Origin of the sequence: uncultured Streptococcus sp., from assembly GCF_963521255.1 — a bacterium.
In the GTDB taxonomy this organism is placed as follows: Bacteria; Bacillota; Bacilli; order Lactobacillales; family Streptococcaceae; genus Streptococcus.
On record NZ_CAUQTU010000002.1, the window covers coordinates 38,447 to 55,423 of the forward strand.

Consider the following 16,977-nt stretch of genomic DNA (forward strand, 5'->3'; position numbering starts at 1 on the left):
AAGGTAAAGGTGAAAATATGGCTAAATTGATTCCGGGGAAAGTCCGTATCGAAGGCGTTGCCCTTTATGAAACTGGTAAGGTTGACATCATCAAGGAAAAGAACAATCGGCTCTATGCTCGCGTTACAGAAGAAGAACTGCGCTATAGTTTAGAGGATGATTTGGTTTTTTGTGCTTGCGATTTTTTCCAAAAGAGGGGCTACTGTGTGCATTTGGCAGCGCTGGAGCATTTTTTGAAAAATGATGAGCGTGGTCAGGAAATCTTGCAGAGTCTGGAAGAAGGTCATGAAGAAAAAGAGGCCGTTGAAACCAAGGTGACCTTGGGTGGCAAATTTTTGGATCGAATCTTGTCTCCAAAATCAGAACGTGCCTATGAATTATCGGCTGTGGGGCAGGTGGAAGCAGGAAGCAATCATATCTTGTGGACCCTGAGAATCGGGCAAACCAATAGCCAAAAATACTATGTCATTCGGGATATTCCACTCTTTTTAAAAGTCGTCGAGAAGAGAAAACCTTATATGATTGGGAAGACCTATGAGGAGTCTCTGTCTTGGGAATCCTTTGATGAGGCAAGTCAAGAGCTTCTGACTTTCTTGCGGGGACTAGTGGAGGAAGGACTCGCTCCAGACCTCTTTTTCCAAAACCAAGGTCGACATCTCTTTTTCCCTCTGACCTTTTTTGAGCAGGGTGTGAATTTATTGATGACCTTGCCCCATTTTCAATTTGACCACCAAGTGGATAGTTACCAAATCCTGCTGTTTCAGGATATGCATGCGGATGCCAATTTATTTGCCTTTACAGTAACAGCATACTCGGATTATTTTGAAATGGAAATCAGTGAGAGTCCCAGGGTCAATGTCTTTTATCAGGGAGCTGTGCTTTTCCATAAAGGACAGGTTTATTTTCTAACAGACCAGCAGATGCGTCTTCTAAAGGAAATCAAAGCGCTGCATGTGGATCAACATGGGAAAAAACACCTGCAATTTGATAGCAGTGACCGCGATAAGTTGGCTTCCTGTCTAACTCTTTTTAGCCAGATGGGTACTGTTTCAGCTCCAGAACGTTTACAAATTAAATCCTTTGCACCCTCTTTTTACTTTGACAGGGAAGAGGATAATCGGATTCGTTTAGAAATTCAGTTTGATTATGGAAATAGACAGGTATCTAGCCGACAAGAGCTAGAAGAATTACCTTTTTCGAGTGATGCTGACTTAGAAGAAAGAGTTTTCCAAGTCTGTTTGGTAGCTGGCTTTGAAGCAGATTTCCAATCTTGGCGTCAGGCCTTAAAAGCGGAGTCTGTCTATCATTTCTTTCATGAAATCATTCCAGGCTTTGAAAAACTCGGGAATGTTGATCTATCAGACAAGCTAGAAGAAATTTATAGCCTAGCAAGCCCTCAAGTGCAGATTGCTTCCAAGGGATGCCTCTTGGAAATCCAGTTTGATTTTCAAGATATTGCCCAAGAGGAAATTGACCAAGCCATGCAGGCCTTGGTTGCCAATCAAGATTTTTACATTGGTGCGTCCAATCAAGTCTACTTTTTCGATGAAGAAACCAAGAAAATTCGCCAAAATCTACAGGAACTGGGGCAGTTTGAATTAAAAGATGGGGCCTTGCAGGCTCGAAAATCTTTGGCTTATAGTTTAGCTCATCTCTTTGAAGGACGAGATCGTGTTTCTTTTTCACAAGAATTCCAGAATCTGGCCCACGACTTGACGCATCCAGAGGACTTCCCTCGACAAACAACTCAAGTTCAGGCTGACTTGCGAGATTATCAGGAAAAGGGAATCGGCTGGCTGCAAATGCTCCATCATTATGGTTTTGGTGGGATTTTAGCTGATGATATGGGACTTGGTAAAACCCTTCAGACCATTGCTTTTTTGACCAGTCAAGTGACAAAAGAAAGTCGGGTCTTGATTTTAGCTCCATCTGGTTTGATTTACAACTGGGTAGATGAGTTTCAGAAGTTTGCCCCACAGTTAGATGTGGCTGTTGTTCATGGTTTGAAAGCTAGTCGTGAGGAGATTCTTGCTGAAAACCATCAAATCTATGTGACGAGCTATGCTACCTTCCGTCAGGACAGTGAGCTTTATCAGGGGATGGCCTTTGACTTCCTTTTCTTAGATGAAGCTCAGGTCATGAAAAATGCCCAAACTAAGATTGCCCAGACCTTGAGACAATTTGTGGTGCCGTCAGTTTTTGCCTTGTCAGGAACTCCTATTGAAAACCATCTGGGTGAGTTGTGGTCTATTTTCCAAATCGTCATGCCAGGACTTTTGCCAAGCAAGAAAGAATTTATGAAATTACCAGCTGAACGCGTTGCTCAGTTTATCAAGCCTTTCGTTATGCGACGCAAGAAAGAAGAAGTTCTGACTGAATTACCAGACTTGATTGAAGTGGTTTATAAAAATGAGCTGGAAGATCAGCAAAAGGCTATCTATCTAGCCCAGTTGCAACAGATGAGAGACCGTTTAGCTCAGGTGTCAGATCAGGAATTTCAGCGTAGTCGAGTGGAAATCTTGTCCGGTCTGATGCGCTTGCGTCAAATCTGTGATACCCCAGCTCTCTTTATGGATGATTATCAGGGAGCCAGTGGCAAACTGGATAGCCTCCGAGACCTGCTGGTACAGGTGGCAGACGGTGGACACCGTGTCTTGATTTTCTCGCAGTTCAAGGGAATGTTGGAGAAAATTGAACAAGAACTGCCAGACTTGGGCATGACATCCTTTAAAATTACGGGTTCAACCCCAGCCAAGGAAAGACGAGACATGACCAAGGCTTTTAACCAAGGGGAAAGAGATGCCTTTCTGATTTCCCTCAAGGCTGGTGGTGTCGGTCTAAACCTAACAGGTGCTGATACCGTTATCTTGGTTGACCTTTGGTGGAATCCTGCGGTGGAAGCGCAAGCTATTGGACGTGCCCATCGGATGGGGCAGGAAGAAACGGTTGAGGTTTATCGCTTAGTGACCAAGGGAACCATTGAAGAAAAAATTCAGGAACTCCAAGAACAAAAGAAACATCTGGTGTCACAAGTATTGGACGGCACAGAGTCACGTGGCAGTCTGACCCTAGCAGAAATTAGAGAAATTTTGGGAATTTCTGAAGCCAGCACTTGAAAAATCAAGACAATACGCTATAATGAAGTGTTGAAAGGAAATAGAAAATGAGAGAAGAACGATTTCCATTGGTGTCAGATGATGAGGTCATACTGACTGATATGCCAGTTATGGATCTGTACGATGAATCTGACTTTATCAGTAATATCAAGGGAGAATACCGTGATAAAAATTATCTGGAGTGGGCTCCGATTACTGAAGAAACACCAGTCAAACCGATTGAAAAGCCAGTAGAGAAACCTAAAAAGGCTCCTTTAGGGGTTAAAAAAGAAGGAAAGAGCTATGCAGAGGTAGCGCGTGAAGAAGCGCGTGCGGATTTGAAAAAGAAACGCTCAGCAAGTTATCTGACTAAGGACATTACTCCTACAAGACGCCATTCTCAGCCAAGTCTAGTTAGACAGGGCAATCAACCTACTGCGCCTTTCCAAAAGGAAAATCCTGGTGAATTTGTCAAATATAGTCAAAAATTGACCCAGTCTCATTATATCTTGGCGGAAGAAGTCAAATCTATCTCTACCAAGAATGAAGAGGTAGCAGCACCTGCTCCAAAGAAAAATAACTATGATTTTCTGAAGAAGAGCCAAATCTACAATAAAAAGAATCAACAAAAAGAACAAGAACGTCAGGTTGCCCAAGAGTTGAATCTGACAAGAATTACAGAATAGGGGAGGAAACATGTCAAAGACATATCATTTTATCGGAATTAAGGGATCAGGGATGAGTGCCTTGGCCTTGATGTTGCACCAAATGGGTCATAAGGTACAGGGATCAGATGTTGAAAAGTACTACTTTACTCAACGTGGTCTTGAGCAGGCAGGAATTACCATTCTTCCTTTTGATGAAAAGAATCTAGACGGTGATATGGAAATTATCGCTGGAAATGCCTTTCGTCCAGATAACAACGTCGAAATTTCCTATGCAGACCAAAATGGCATCAGTTACAAACGTTACCATGAGTTCCTAGGTAGCTTTATGCGTGACTTTGTTAGCATGGGAGTAGCAGGAGCGCATGGAAAAACTTCAACGACAGGTATGTTGTCACACGTTTTGTCTCACATCACAGATACTAGCTTTTTGATTGGAGATGGGACAGGTCGTGGATCAGCTAATGCAAAATATTTTGTCTTTGAATCTGACGAATATGAGCGCCACTTCATGCCTTACCACCCAGAATACTCTATCATCACCAATATTGACTTTGACCATCCAGATTATTTCACAAGTCTAGAGGATGTTTTCAATGCCTTTAACGACTATGCCAAACAAATTACTAAGGGTCTTTTTGTCTATGGTGAAGATGCGGAGTTGCGTAAAATTACGTCTGATGCACCAATTTATTACTATGGTTTTGAAGCAGAAGGCAATGACTTTGTAGCTAGCGAACTTCTTCGTTCTACAACTGGTTCAACCTTCACAGTTCACTTCCGTGGTCAAGAATTGGGTCAATTCCATATCCCAACCTTTGGTCGTCACAATATCATGAATGCGACAGCCGTTATCGGATTGCTTTACACAGCAGGATTTGATTTGAACTTGGTGCGTGAACACCTGAAAACTTTTGCAGGTGTTAAGCGTCGTTTCACTGAGAAAATTGTCAATGATACAGTAATTATCGATGACTTTGCCCACCATCCAACAGAAATCATTGCAACCTTGGATGCGGCGCGTCAAAAATACCCAAGCAAAGAGATCGTAGCGATCTTCCAACCGCATACCTTTACTAGAACTATTGCCTTGTTGGACGAATTTGCACATGCTTTGAACCAAGCGGACGCTGTTTACCTAGCGCAAATCTATGGATCTGCTCGTGAAGTGGATCATGGGGATGTTAAGGTAGAAGACCTAGCCAATAAAATTAACAAGAAACACCAAGTTATTACTGTTGAAAATGTTTCTCCACTCCTAGACCATGACAATGCTGTTTACGTCTTTATGGGAGCAGGAGATATCCAAACCTATGAATACTCATTTGAACGTCTCTTGTCTAATTTGACAAGCAATGTTCAATAGGAAGTTCTCATGGAAATTCCAATTAAGATTATTCAGGCAAATAAGTCTGATTTGGCTGAGATAGAGGCACTTCAGGCATTATCTTTTCCAGCTGAAAAGCAGCAACCTTCCCATATCTTAGAAGAAAGTATCCGTAAGTGTGCGGATACCTTTCTTCTAGCTAGGGATGAAAATCAGATTCTGGGCTATGTTCTAGGTGGTCCTTACCCACACAATCCGCAATGTCTAGAAATAAATTCTTTGGTCATCAAGGCTGACCATCAGAGACAGGGGTTGGGAACGCTTCTTCTCGCGGCTATGAAAGAGATGGCAGTTGAGTTGGATTACAAAGGGATTCGTTTGAAGAGTCCTGATGAGCTGCTTTCCTATTTTGAAATGAACGGTTTTATTGATGAAGAAGAGACAGATTCGCTTTATGCAGCTAGTCAAGGTTTTAGTATGATTTGGTTTAATCCCTTTTATCTGGAGGCGCAATGGAAATCAGGAAAGCAAGATTAGAAGATTTAAATCGTATCGTTGAAATTGAACTAGAAAATTTCTCGCTTGAAGAAGCCATTCCTCGCTCTGTTTTTGAGGCACATTTGCGAGAAATTCAGACCTCTTTTCTGGTTGCAGAAAAAGCAGGCAGAATCATGGGGTATATAGAAGGGCCAGTTGGACCGCACCGCCATCTGCAAGACCAGTCTTTTACAGAAGAGATAGAAGATCATAGTCATGAGTCGGGTGGGTATATCTCTGTGACCTGTCTTTCTATTGCCAAGGAGACACAGGGTCTAGGACTTGGTCAGAAATTGCTAACAGCCTTGAAAAAACTGGCTCTTGAACACGAAAGAGAAGGTATTAACCTAACCTGTCATGACTATCTCATCACCTACTATGAAAAGCATGGATTTGTCAATGAAGGCTTGTCCCAGTCAACCTTTGCAGGGGAAACTTGGTATGATATGGTCTGGGAAGCTAATACTCTTCGAAAATCAAATTCAAACCACGTCAGCGTCGCCTTACCGTATATATGTGACTGACTTCGTCAGTCTTATCTACAACCTCAAAACAGTGTTTTGAGCAACCTGCGGCTAGCTTTCTAGTTTGCTCTTTGATTTTCATTGAGTATAAAAAATAAGCCAGAAAAGCATGCTAGGTTGCTTTTCTTTCATTTTTAAGATATAATATTATGGATTGTCAACGAGGAGGAAAAAACTTTTGAGTGAAAAATCAAGAGAAGATGAAAAATTAAGCTTTAAAGAGCAGATTTTACGAGATCTAGAAAAATCAAAAAGTTATGATCAGACTCTAGCAGGAGATGAAAACAGAGCTTCTATTCCTACAAGTGGACTGTCTGCTGAGGACTTGATGGCTGATTCCTTATCAGCGGTAGAAAATATTATAAATAATGCTCCAGCAGTTCCTAGTCATCCGAGTCAGGATGCTCCAGTGACTCCTAGCCATCCGAGTCAGGATGCTCCAGCAGTTCCTAGTCATCCGAGTCAGGATGCTCCAGCAGCTCCTAGCCATCCAAGTCAGGACGCTCCATTGACTCCTAGCCATCCAAGTCAAGATGTTCCTGCTTCACCAGCCAATGAGAGCGGACCAAGACCAGGACCAGGTTCTGTTAGACCTAATAAAGTCGAAAGAGAATATAACGAAACCCCAACAAGGGTAGCTGTTTCCTATAAGACAGCAGAGAAAGAAGAACAGGCACGTCCAGAAACACCGACCCCTGTTACAGAAACAGTGGACATCATCAGTGATACACCACGTCGTAGCCGTAGAGAAGTAGCAAAACCAGTTAAGCCTAAGAAAGAGAAAAAATCTGGATTCAAGGCCTTCTTCATTTCTCTACTGATTTTTCTTGCCTTACTTTCAGCAGGTGGTTACTTTGGTTATCAGTATGTGCTAGCTTCATTAGAACCAGTTGATCCTACTTCAAAAGAATATGTAACAGTTCAAATCCCTGAAGGAGCCAGTGTTCAAGAAATTGGTTCAACTCTTGAAAAGGCAGGTTTGGTGAAACACGGTATTGTCTTTGGTATGTATACTAAGTACAAGAATTATTCAGATTTGAAGGCTGGATATTACAATCTGCAGAAGAGCATGAGTACGGATGACTTGATTAAGGAATTGCAAAAGGGTGGTACAGCTGAAGCACAAGAACCTGTACTAGCCAGCTTGACGATTCCAGAAGGCTACACGATTGATCAAATTGCCCAAGCGGTAGGTCAATTGCAAGGTAACTTTAAAGAGCCTTTGACTGCGGATGCTTTCTTGGCTAAAGTTCAAGATGACAACTTTATCAGTCAAGAAGTTTCTAAATATCCAAACTTACTAGAAAGCTTGCCTACAAAAGAGAGTGGAGCTCGCTACCGTTTGGAAGGTTTCCTCTTCCCAGCGACCTATTCTATCAAGGAAAGCACAACTATTGAAAGCTTGATTAACGAAATGTTGGCAGCCATGGATAAGACCTTGACTCCACACTATAGTACAATTAAGTCTAAAAACTTGACAGTTAATGAATTGTTAACTATTGCTTCACTCGTAGAAAAAGAAGGAGCTAAGACTGACGATCGTAAGTTGATTGCAGGTGTTTTCTACAATCGTTTGAATCTTGGTATGCCTTTACAAAGTAATATTGCTATTCTCTATGCTGAAGGAAAACTTGGTCAGAAGATTAGTCTTGCTGATGATACTCAAATTGATACAACTATCAACTCTCCGTATAATGCTTATACAAACCAAGGCTTGATGCCTGGACCAGTAGATAGTCCAAGCGCGGATGCTATTGAATCAAGTATCAATCAAACTAAGAGTGATAACTTATTCTTTGTAGCAGATCTTACAGATGGCAAGGTATACTTCGCTACGAACAAGGCAGATCATGACCAAAATGTTGCACAACATATCAATAATAAATTAACGCAATCAAGTAGTTCAAACTAAAATTATGTGGTTTTCCACATAATTTTGTTTTAAAAAATAAAGTAAAAGAAAGTTGAGAAAAATGGCAGAAAAAACATATCCTATGACACTTGAGGAAAAGGAAAAACTAGAAAAAGAATTAGAAGAATTGAAATTGGTTCGCCGACCAGAAGTGGTAGAACGCATTAAGATTGCCCGTTCATACGGTGACCTTTCAGAAAATAGTGAGTATGAAGCAGCTAAGGATGAACAAGCCTTTGTCGAAGGACAAATCTCTAGCTTGGAAACAAAAATCCGTTATGCTGAAATCGTCAATAGCGACTCTGTTGCCCAAGACGAAGTCGCAATTGGTAAAACAGTGACTATCCAAGAAATTGGTGAGGACGAAGAAGAAGTTTATATCATCGTGGGTTCAGCTGGTGCAGATGCCTTTGCAGGTAAGGTTTCAAATGAAAGCCCTATTGGACAAGCCTTGATTGGTAAGAAAACAGGTGATACAGCAACTGTCGAAACACCTGTTGGTAGCTATGATGTAAAAATCTTAAAGGTTGAAAAAACAGCCTAATGATTAAAGGGAGTAGAAGGAGGGAAATGCCCTGATTACTCCTTTTTAGGTTTAAAAAGAATTGGAGACTATATGAGTTCAAAAAAGAAGCAAAATAAGATGGAGCGTGGTTTGACCAATCGTCACGTACAGGTTATGGCCATTGCTGGAACTATTGGAACAGGCCTCTTTCTAGGGGCTGGTCGTTCTATCAGTTTGACAGGACCTTCGATTGTTCTAATTTACCTGATTACAGGAGCTTTTATGTTCCTTATGATGAGAGCGGTCGGAGAAATGCTCTATCAAGATCCTGAGCAACATACCTTTATTAACTTTATTACTCGCCATTTGGGTAAGGGTTGGGGACATTTTGCAGTCTGGTCTTACTGGTTATCTGTTGTCTTTATTGGTATGGCAGAAATTACGGCTATTTCGCACTATGTTCAGTTTTGGTTTCCTAGCTGGCCAAGTTGGATGATTGAGATTGGATTTTTGACCATTCTAGCCTTGGTCAATCTGATTGCGGTGAAGCTCTTTGGGGAAGTTGAGTTTTGGTTTGCTATGGTCAAGATTGTGGCTATTTTAGCCATGATTGCTACAGGAGTCTTTATGGTCTTGACAGGCTTTAAGACACCTCATGGAGCAGCAAGTTTGGCTAATATTGCTGACAATTTCTCCCTCTTCCCAAATGGTGGAGTGAACTTTGTCATGGCCTTCCAGATGGTCTTCTTTGCCTACCTTATGATTGAGTTTATCGGGGTCACAACTTCTGAAACTAAAAATCCACGTCAGGTCTTGCCAAAAGCTGTTAAGGAAATTCCTTTGCGTATCGCCTTTTTCTACGGTGGTGCCCTCTTAGCCATCATGGCTATCATTCCTTGGCGTGAACTTGCTTCTGCTGATTCTCCCTTTGTTACGGTATTTGAATTGGCCGGTATCAAGTGGGCGGCAGCCTTAATTAACTTTGTCGTTTTGACGTCAGCAGCATCTGCTCTTAACTCAACCCTTTATTCAACAGGACGTCATTTGTACCAGATTGCCCATGATTCACCAAATCCATTCTTAAAGGCGATCAAGGCAGATACCCTTTCTCGTCATAACGTGCCACAAAATGCCATCATCGCATCAGCGGTTTTGATTGCCCTAGCAGCCTTTATCAATATCTTGCCAGGTGTTTCGGATGCCTTTGCCTTGATTACGGCATCATCATCAGGTGTCTATATCGCCATTTATATCTTGATTATGGTGGCTCACCTTAAATACCGCAAGTCACCAGACTTTATGGAGGATGGCTATCTCATGCCCCATTATCGTTTCCTAAATCCTTTAACCATGCTCTTCTTTGCCTTTGTCTTTGTAACCCTCTTTTTACAAGAGTCTACATTTGTAGGAGCAATCGGATCAGCTATCTGGATTATCGGTTTCGGGATTTATAGCCAGTGGAAATTTAGAAAATAGATTAATACTCAATGAAAATCAAAGAGCAAACTAGGAAGCTAGCCGCAGGCTGTACTTGAGTACGGCAAGGTGAAGCTGACGTGGTTTGAATTTGATTTTCGAAGAGTATAAGGACTCATCAACTCAGGTTGGTGAGTTTTTGCTAGTTTGACAGTCTATTGAAATAAGACTATAATCAAGCTGTAACAGTGTTTAAGGAGGTTTAGATGTACTTTAGATTGGAAAATAAGGAATCCCATAAAGCACAAGAAATAGGAAATCTGATTCGTGCTTATAACCGTTCAAAAAGAGAAGATGCTGAAAGTGAGTCACTTAATCTTTATGTCGAAGATGAAAAGGGCAATCTCCTGGCAGGTTTGATAGCAGAGACTTTTGGAAATTGGCTAGAAATCGAGTATTTATTTGTAAAAGAGGAACTGAGAAGGCAAGGGATCGGTTCAAACCTATTGCAGCAAGCAGAAACTGAAGCTAAGAATCGAAACTGTCGTTTTGCTTTTGTCAATACTTACCAGTTTCAAGCTCCAGATTTTTATAAAAGGCATGGCTACAAGGAAGTATTTACCTTACAAGACTATCCCTACATTGGGCAAAGATATTATTACCAAAAGAATCTGTAAGGTGAATACGAAGGTATAATACAAAGAGAGACTCACGCATAAGTTAAGTAGCGGTTATAACCTACAAATTGTGTTTGTCTAGACGATATTGAGGACAATCCAATCGCAGCTGAGAAATTGGGAATCAAGGTCTATAATGTTAAGAAAAGAAGCGATGCCGTCGATTTTTTGAAAAAAATTGAATAAGCAGAAAACTCTCTATCTTTTTGTGGTAGAGAGTTTTTGTTAATAAAATTTTACAAAATGACATTTATATATTGCATTAGGTTAGATATATGATATAATATATTAAAAAGAGGCGCAACTTTTTAAAATTAATGATGATCAAAGAGAAAACCAAGAATATTAATGGAGGAATTAAAAAATGGAAGTTATAAATGTAAGTAAAAATTATGGTCATTCAACTATTCTCAAAGATATAAATTTCGCACTTAATAAGGGTGAAATTGTTGGTCTAGTAGGGAGAAACGGAGTTGGCAAGAGTACATTGATGAAAATTCTTGTTCAGAATAATCAACCGACTTCAGGGAATATTATAAGTAGTGATAATGTTGGGTATTTAATCGAAGAACCAAAATTATTTTTATCTAAAACAGGTTTAGAGAATTTAAAGTATTTGTCAAATTTATATGATGTTGACTACAATCAAGAAAGATTTGGAAGTTTGATTCAAGAGTTAGATTTGACTCAGTCTATTAATAAAAAAGTAAAGACCTATTCTTTGGGTATAAAACAAAAATTAGCTTTACTTTTAACCCTCGTTACAGAACCTGATGTGTTAATTTTAGATGAGCCGACTAATGGTTTAGATATTGAATCGTCACAAATAGTTTTAGCGGTTCTAAAAAATTTAGCTTTACATGAAAACGTGGGAATTTTAATATCGAGTCATAAATTAGAAGATATTGAAGAAATTTGTGAGAGGGTCCTTTTCTTGGAGAACGGGCTTTTGACATTCCAAAAAGTAGGAAAAGATAGTCATAATTGCTTGTTTGAGATAGCTTTTTCATCAGCTACAGATAGAGACATTTTCATTACCAAACAAGAATGTGGGGAAATTGTTCAGGAAGAGGGACTGAGAATTACTATGTCTGGGAATATTCAAAGTAGTGAGCTTTTTAAATTTTTCAACGAAAACTCTATTAAAGTAGTTGATTTTGAAACTAAAAAAGAGACGCTTAAAGATATTTATCTAAATCGTTCAAAATAAAGGAGGGTTATAATCATGAAATTAAATAAATTGAATTTTCTTAAGGAAAATATAAGGGATTTATATTCATCAGGCGTAATATATCTCGGTTTGCTTATCTCGTTTATACCGCCGATATTGGTTACATTCTTTATTCTAAAGACTCAAGGGACATCGCTTGGTATTAAGCATATTTCAAACTTTTATGCTATGCTCGGTATGTTAATGGCTGTTATACATGCTAACCGAATTATTAGTAGAGATTTTTCCCATAATACAATCAGTTTATTTTATAATCAACAGAAAAATCGGATGATTTACGTCTTGTCTAATTTTCTATATGCCATCTCAGTTTCCATTATTTATGCTTTGAATGGCATTGTGCTACTAGTCATCGTAAGTAAATTGGGTGTTCCAGGTGCTTTAGGATTAGATTTTATAGCAGCCATTGTAGTCAATACAATTTTGTTAGTCCTATTTTATTTTCTATTATCTTACATTTTCTATTTATACAAATTGAAAAGTGGCTTGGTATTTGGTATTTTAGTAGCTTTACTACTCTTTATCCCTAATATATTAAATACGATTATGATGAATACTAGTAATGATTTGTTTATCAAAGCAATTGAACTTCTTCCTTTTTATTCTTTACCTGTATTTGTGGCTTCAAATACGATGTCTATTAGTCAGTATCTTGTGGTAATCACTACAATCATTTTATTGTACTTTTTCACTCTTAAGAAAAGCAAGGAGTATTCATTTTAGTTTCGTTTAGTATTATTTTGCAGACTTAAAATCCAGCAAAAAATCAGTCATCTTGCTATGCTCCTGCTCTTGTTGTGTACACGTTTTTGTCTTATGCTAGACTCATTTCCAAAAGCATTATATAATAGTGATATGAAATCAACTAAACAAGAAATACAAGCAATCAAAATTCGTTTAAAAGCCCCTACTAAAGCTAATACTAAACAAAAAATCAAATAGAAAACTAGGAAGTTTATTTCAAACAATCCAACATACTGATTTTAGTCTGAAGATAATATTGGAGTGCTAATTAATGAGGTTATAATAAATAGCTGACAGCTTGTGTTGGTTTTGGATTTTTTAAGAGTAGATGAGTATTAAAACTATAAGGAGGACGCAGGTGGCTAAAAATTTAAAATTAAAATTAGCTCGTGTAGAGCTTGATTTAACTCAAGGTCAACTGGCAGAGGCTGTCGGGGTGACGCGCCAGACTATTGGTTTGATAGAGGCGGGAAAATACAATCCCAGTCTCTCACTCTGTCAGTCCATTTGCAGATGTTTAGGGAAAACCCTAGACCAACTATTTTGGGAGGAAGAAGATGGTAAATAAATTCATTCATTATCAATTACTTGACGAAAGAGAAGAACAACTAATCAATAAAGCTGGGGCAGAATCCTTTTCCCTCTTTATTGGGCTTGTACTTCTAAACTATTTGGTGGCTGTATTAGCTCCCTCTCTTTTTAATCCGAATTTTCTAGTCTATACTCTGATAGTAGGAATTTTCTTCTTTTTCAATCGTGCCCGTTATCTGGGAGTGACCTACTATAGTCGTTTTCATTTTACAATTTTGGGTTGTTTTTTACTAACCTTGGCGATTACAACTCTATTGATGTTGCAGAATTATCAATTCAACATAGAAATTTATCAGCACAATCCTTTGAACGTTAAATACCTATCTGCTTGGGCAATTACTTATGTCATTTACCTGCCCTGGGTTTTTATCGGCAATCTCGGTCTGAAGAGTTATGGCGAATGGGCTCAGAAAAAATTTGAGCAAGACATGGATGAACTGGAGAGTGGTGAATAGCTTGTTACCCTTTTCTCAATCCAGCTAAAATGTGATATAATAGTACTAATTTATTGGAATACATGAAAGTTTTTGAAAATTTTCATGTATTTCTAGTTAAGGAAGTAGGAAAAGTATGTATCCAGATGATAGTTTGACATTGCACACGGACTTGTACCAGATTAACATGATGCAGGTTTACTTTGACCAAGGGATTCACAATAAGAAAGCAGTCTTTGAGGTTTATTTCCGCCAACAGCCTTTTAAGAACGGCTATGCGGTTTTTGCTGGTTTGGAAAGAATTGTAAGCTATCTTGAAGACTTGCATTTTTCAGATAGTGATATTGCCTATTTGGAGTCGCTTGGCTATCATGGGGCATTCTTGGACTACCTCCGCAATTTCAAGTTGGAGTTGACCGTTCGTTCTGCCCAAGAAGGGGACTTGGTCTTTGCTAATGAACCGATTGTGCAGGTGGAAGGCCCTCTAGCCCAATGTCAGTTGGTCGAAACGGCTCTTTTGAACATCGTCAACTACCAGACCTTGGTGGCGACGAAGGCAGCTCGTATTCGCTCGGTTATTGAAGATGAACCCTTGATGGAGTTTGGGACACGTCGGGCTCAAGAAATGGACGCAGCTATCTGGGGAACACGCGCAGCGGTGATTGGTGGTGCCAATGGAACCAGCAACGTGCGTGCGGGTAAACTCTTTGACATTCCTGTTTTGGGAACCCATGCTCATGCCTTGGTGCAGGTTTATGGCAATGACTATGAGGCTTTCAAGGCTTATGCTGCGACCCACAAAAATTGCGTCTTTCTTGTGGATACCTATGATACCCTTCGCATCGGTGTACCAGCTGCCATTCAGGTGGCGCGTGAGCTAGGAGACCAGATTAACTTTATGGGGGTGCGGATTGATTCTGGGGATATTGCCTACATTTCCAAGAAAGTTCGTCAGCAACTGGACGAGGCTGGATTTACAGAGGCTAAGATTTATGCTTCTAATGATTTGGACGAAAATACTATCCTCAACCTCAAGATGCAAAAGGCTAAGATTGATGTCTGGGGTGTGGGTACAAAGCTGATTACAGCCTATGACCAGCCAGCTCTAGGAGCAGTTTACAAGATTGTTGCAATCGAAGATGAAAATGGCCAGATGCGCAATACCATTAAGCTGTCTAATAATGCGGAAAAAGTGTCTACGCCAGGTAAGAAACAGGTGTGGCGCATTACCAGTCGTGAAAAAGGCAAGTCAGAAGGCGACTATATCACTTATGACGGTGTGGATGTGAGCGACATGACGGAAATCAAGATGTTCCATCCGACTTATACATACATCAAGAAGACGGTTCGTAATTTTGATGCCGTGCCTCTCTTGGTGGATATCTTCAAAGACGGAAAATTGATTTACAAGTTGCCTAGCTTGACTGAGATTCAGGATTATGCCCGTAAGGAATTTGACAAGCTTTGGGATGAGTACAAGCGCGTGCTCAATCCTCAGCATTATCCAGTGGATTTGGCGCGTGATGTATGGCAGGATAAGATGGACTTGATTGACAAGATGCGCAAAGAAGCCCTTGGTGAAGGAGAAGAAGAATGAGTTTGCAAGAAATGATTATCCAAGAACTGGGCGTGAAACCAGTGATTGATACTCAGGAAGAAATCCGTCGTTCCATTGATTTTTTAAAGAGATACCTGAAAAAACACCCCTTCCTAAAAACCTTTGTACTAGGGATTTCTGGAGGTCAGGACTCAACCTTGGCAGGTCGCTTGGCCCAACTGGCTATGGAAGAACTGCGAGCAGAAACTGGAGATGACAGCTACAAATTTATCGCTGTCCGCCTGCCATACGGAGTGCAAGCTGATGAAGCAGATGCTCAAAAAGCTCTAGCTTTTATCCAGCCAGATGTCAGCTTGGTTGTGAATATTAAGGAATCAGCTGATGCCATGACAGCTGCAGTTGAAGCGACAGGTAGTCCTGTCTCAGACTTCAACAAGGGCAATATCAAGGCTCGTTGTCGTATGATTGCTCAGTATGCCCTTGCTGGTTCCCATAGCGGAGCGGTCATTGGAACAGACCACGCCGCGGAAAATATCACAGGTTTCTTTACCAAGTTTGGTGACGGTGGTGCAGATATTCTCCCTCTTTATCGCCTCAATAAGCGTCAAGGAAAACAACTCTTGAAGGAACTTGGTGCAGATCCAGCCCTTTATGAAAAAATCCCAACAGCAGACCTAGAAGAAGACAAACCAGGCCTAGCTGACGAAGTAGCCCTCGGAGTCACTTATGAAGAGATTGACGACTACCTAGAAGGCAAAACAATCAGCCCAGAAGCCCAAGCGATCATCGAAAACTGGTGGCACAAAGGCCAACACAAACGCCACCTACCCATCACTGTCTTTGATGACTTTTGGGAGTAAAAAGGTCCGGGGGACCTTTTTAGCTTCTTGCCCTGAAATTAAAAAGCAAGAAAAACCTCCAGTGGAGGTTTTCAGCCTCTCACCTTGAAATAAGAAAGTGAGAGAAGGTCCAGTGGACCTTTTTAGCTTATTACCTTGAAATTAAAAAGCAAAGTAAATCTAAATTGAGGTTGGGCAGAGAATTATCTATCAGAAAGTGAGGTAGCATAGTGAAATCTATCGGTACGCAAACATTACAGACAGAACGTTTGATTTTAAGAAGATTTGTGGAGAGTGATGCAGAAGCCATGTTTCAAAATTGGGCTTCGTCTGCTGAGAATCTAACCTATGTCACTTGGGATCCTCATTCTGATGTAGAGGTGACTCGAAACTCGATTCGTAATTGGGTTGCCTCCTATGCTAATCCCAACTATTACAAATGGGCGATTTGTCTCAAAGAAAACCCAGAACAAGTCATCGGAGATATCAGCATCGTTGCAATAGATGAGAACGATTCTTCTTGTGAAATTGGCTATGTGCTAGGCAAGTCTTACTGGGGACATGGGATTATGACAGAGGCCTTGAAAGCTGTTTTGGACTTTTGTTTTACTAAAGCAGGTTTTCAAGAAGTCAAGGCACGTTATGTCAGTCTCAATCCAGCTTCAGGTCGTGTCATGGAGAAGGCTGGAATGTCCTATCTCAAGACTATTACCAATGGTGTAGAGAGAAAAGGCTATCTTGCGGACCTTATTTATTATCAGATAAGTAGGGAAGACTAGTGAATTTTCTTTTCAGTTTCCATCAAAGTCAGACTTTGTCTGGCTTTTTTTGCAATATTTTATACATTAGCTGATTAAATTCCTATTTTTCCCTATCATTGTCCCTGTTTTTTCGAAAATGGAAGGAGTATAATAAATCTATC

General features: G+C 40.2%; 16 protein-coding genes. All 16 read left to right on the top strand.

All coding sequences use genetic code 11. The annotated features are described in order from the left end of the window. Window positions 1–17 precede the first annotated feature (17 nt). Complete coding sequence (locus RWP09_RS02145; protein ID WP_314433524.1) at window positions 18–3,116, top strand: DEAD/DEAH box helicase; 3,099 nt, start codon at window positions 18–20, stop codon at window positions 3,114–3,116. Window positions 3,117–3,163: 47 nt separating this feature from the next. Continuing rightward, window positions 3,164–3,781, top strand: coding sequence for a cystathionine gamma-synthase (locus RWP09_RS02150; protein ID WP_314433526.1), 618 nt, complete (start codon window positions 3,164–3,166; stop codon window positions 3,779–3,781). A gap of 10 nt (window positions 3,782–3,791) precedes the next feature. Then, complete coding sequence (murC, locus tag RWP09_RS02155) at window positions 3,792–5,126, top strand: UDP-N-acetylmuramate--L-alanine ligase (protein WP_314433528.1); 1,335 nt, start codon at window positions 3,792–3,794, stop codon at window positions 5,124–5,126. A gap of 9 nt (window positions 5,127–5,135) precedes the next feature. Beyond that, window positions 5,136–5,624, top strand: a complete 489-nt coding sequence (locus tag RWP09_RS02160; protein ID WP_314433530.1) for a GNAT family N-acetyltransferase — start codon at window positions 5,136–5,138, stop codon at window positions 5,622–5,624. Beyond that, window positions 5,600–6,148, top strand: a complete 549-nt coding sequence (locus RWP09_RS02165) for a GNAT family N-acetyltransferase (protein ID WP_314433533.1) — start codon at window positions 5,600–5,602, stop codon at window positions 6,146–6,148. Before RWP09_RS02160 ends, RWP09_RS02165 begins: the two co-directional genes overlap by 25 nt. A gap of 178 nt (window positions 6,149–6,326) precedes the next feature. Next, on the top strand, window positions 6,327–8,060 hold the full coding sequence (gene mltG / locus RWP09_RS02170; RefSeq protein WP_314433535.1) for an endolytic transglycosylase MltG: 1,734 nt from the start codon (window positions 6,327–6,329) through the stop codon (window positions 8,058–8,060). A 61-nt stretch (window positions 8,061–8,121) separates the two neighbouring features. Beyond that, on the top strand, window positions 8,122–8,604 hold the full coding sequence (gene greA, locus RWP09_RS02175) for a transcription elongation factor GreA (RefSeq protein WP_000818769.1): 483 nt from the start codon (window positions 8,122–8,124) through the stop codon (window positions 8,602–8,604). Between the two features lie 72 nt (window positions 8,605–8,676). Continuing rightward, window positions 8,677–10,041 (top strand): amino acid permease, encoded by a 1,365-nt coding sequence (locus RWP09_RS02180; RefSeq protein ID WP_314433537.1) that lies wholly within the window; start codon window positions 8,677–8,679, stop codon window positions 10,039–10,041. A gap of 206 nt (window positions 10,042–10,247) precedes the next feature. Further along, complete coding sequence (locus RWP09_RS02185) at window positions 10,248–10,658, top strand: GNAT family N-acetyltransferase (protein WP_399553566.1); 411 nt, start codon at window positions 10,248–10,250, stop codon at window positions 10,656–10,658. Window positions 10,659–11,022: 364 nt separating this feature from the next. Further along, entirely contained in the window at window positions 11,023–11,868 is an 846-nt protein-coding gene (locus tag RWP09_RS02190) for an ABC transporter ATP-binding protein (RefSeq protein WP_399553567.1), read from the top strand. Between the two features lie 15 nt (window positions 11,869–11,883). Next, window positions 11,884–12,612: a hypothetical protein gene (locus RWP09_RS02195; protein WP_314433540.1), complete on the top strand. Its 729-nt coding sequence runs from the start codon at window positions 11,884–11,886 to the stop codon at window positions 12,610–12,612. Between the two features lie 379 nt (window positions 12,613–12,991). Then, complete coding sequence (locus RWP09_RS02200; RefSeq protein WP_001107500.1) at window positions 12,992–13,201, top strand: helix-turn-helix transcriptional regulator; 210 nt, start codon at window positions 12,992–12,994, stop codon at window positions 13,199–13,201. Further along, entirely contained in the window at window positions 13,191–13,679 is a 489-nt protein-coding gene (locus tag RWP09_RS02205; RefSeq protein WP_314433542.1) for a DUF6773 family protein, read from the top strand. Before RWP09_RS02200 ends, RWP09_RS02205 begins: the two co-directional genes overlap by 11 nt. Before the next feature lie 115 nt (window positions 13,680–13,794). After that, complete coding sequence (locus tag RWP09_RS02210; RefSeq protein ID WP_314433545.1) at window positions 13,795–15,255, top strand: nicotinate phosphoribosyltransferase; 1,461 nt, start codon at window positions 13,795–13,797, stop codon at window positions 15,253–15,255. Further along, the gene (nadE, locus tag RWP09_RS02215) at window positions 15,252–16,076 is read left to right on the top strand and encodes an ammonia-dependent NAD(+) synthetase (RefSeq protein WP_314433547.1); all 825 of its coding nucleotides are present in this window, start codon (window positions 15,252–15,254) and stop codon (window positions 16,074–16,076) included. The genes RWP09_RS02210 and nadE overlap by 4 nt, the downstream gene beginning before the upstream one ends. A 209-nt stretch (window positions 16,077–16,285) precedes the next feature. Further along, the gene (locus RWP09_RS02220) at window positions 16,286–16,834 is read left to right on the top strand and encodes a GNAT family N-acetyltransferase (RefSeq protein WP_314433549.1); all 549 of its coding nucleotides are present in this window, start codon (window positions 16,286–16,288) and stop codon (window positions 16,832–16,834) included. Window positions 16,835–16,977 lie beyond the last annotated feature (143 nt).